The 1,523-nt window shown below is 67.8% G+C and carries 1 protein-coding gene; it reads left to right on the top strand.

Going from position 1 to position 1,523, the window contains the following annotated elements; translation table 11 throughout:
* Positions 1 to 22: 22 nt before the first annotated feature.
* Positions 23 to 1,523 (top strand): DUF5801 repeats-in-toxin domain-containing protein (locus tag ACCC94_RS29640; RefSeq protein ID WP_413353158.1); only part of this gene is annotated, 1,501 nt, incomplete at its 3' end.

Here is a 1,523-nt window from a genome sequence, read left to right as displayed (position 1 = left end):
GGCCTGCAGGGCCTTGACGTCGGTGACGTCCTGTTTGGTCGGCGTCGACCCGACCCAGGCTGCCGAAGCCACCGCCGCCGGCCCGAGCGCCGCCGGCGCAGCTGCCAATGGCAAGCCCGGTGGCGGCCACTCCTTCGTGCTGCTGACGGAAGTCGGCGGACATATCGACCCGACCATCGGCTTCCCCACCGGGCCCATCGGCTCCGGTCCCTTGCCCCTGCGCGAATTCGATGGCACTCCGGATGTGCGCCCCGAGGCCGAGCCGGTCGTGGTGCCGCCCGATGGCGTGCCCAGTGCCGGCGCGGGCGCTGCCAGCGTATTCGAGGCCGGCCTGCCCGGCGGGCTGCCCAATGGCGTGGGCGAGGGTTCGACCTTCACTGGCAACCTGGGCTACAGCTTTGGTGCCGACGGGGTCGGCAGCTTCGCCTGGGGTACCGCCGGCCTGCCCGGCCTGACCTCCGGTGGCGTCGCCATCACCTACAGCGTCAGCCCTGATGGTCACGTGCTCACGGGCAGTGCCAATGGCACACCGGTCTTCACCGTGACCCTCACCGATATCAATACCGGCGCCTTCGAGGTCACCCTGCTGCAACCGGTGGACCATCCGCTGAAGGGTTCCGAAGATACCCTGTCCTTCAACATTCCCTACGTGATCACCGACGGCAACGGCACACCGGCCGGCGGCAACCTGACCGTGGGCATAGTCGACGATGCGCCGCAGGCCGGCCTGTCCGCCAACAACGGTGTGGACGTACTCCTGCAGACCCATGACGCCAATACCGCTGGCGCGGCCTTCGACACCGCGACCACCGACTTCAGCTCGGCCTTCCAGGTGACCGCCAACTACGGCGGCGATGGTGCCGGCACCACACAGCTCAGCTACAACCTGAACCTGGTCGGCGGCAACGGCACCGACTCGGGCCTGACCAGCGGCGGCGCGACCATCTACCTCTACAGCGTGGGCGGCGCCATCGTCGCATCCACGTCCGCCAGCGCTGCCGGCATCAGCGGCGAGAACACCATCTTCAGCCTGTCGGTGAACGGCAGTACCGGCGTCGTCACCCTGACCCAGTTCAGCGCGGTCGACCATGCACTACCGGGCAGCGACGGCAACTACGCCAGCCAGAACGCCGTGCTCGATTCCGGCCTGGTGCAACTGCAAGGCAACCTGACGGTCACCGACCGCGATGGCGACAGCGCTTCCTCCAGCAGCTCGCTCGACCTCGGCGGCCGGGTCAGCTTCACCGATGACGGCCCGAGCATCGCCGTGGGCAACACCGAGGGCCTGCAGCTGACGGTGGACGAGTCGAACCTCGGCCAGGACGCTACCAGCTCCGTGGCAGCCGGCGACCTGTTCAACGCCCAGTTCGGCGCTGATGGCGCCGGTTCGATCGCGTACAAGATCGAAACTCAGGACAACACCGACAGTGGCCTGAAAGACACTGCCACGGGCAGCCAGATCTTCCTGTTCAACACCGCCAACGGTGTCGAAGGCCGCGTGGGCGGCGTGAACGGTGAAGTGG

This window comes from Pseudomonas sp. Pseusp97, assembly GCF_047304025.1.
Lineage (GTDB): Bacteria > Pseudomonadota > Gammaproteobacteria > Pseudomonadales > Pseudomonadaceae > Pseudomonas.
This window is presented reverse-complemented; position numbering and strand designations above follow the sequence as displayed.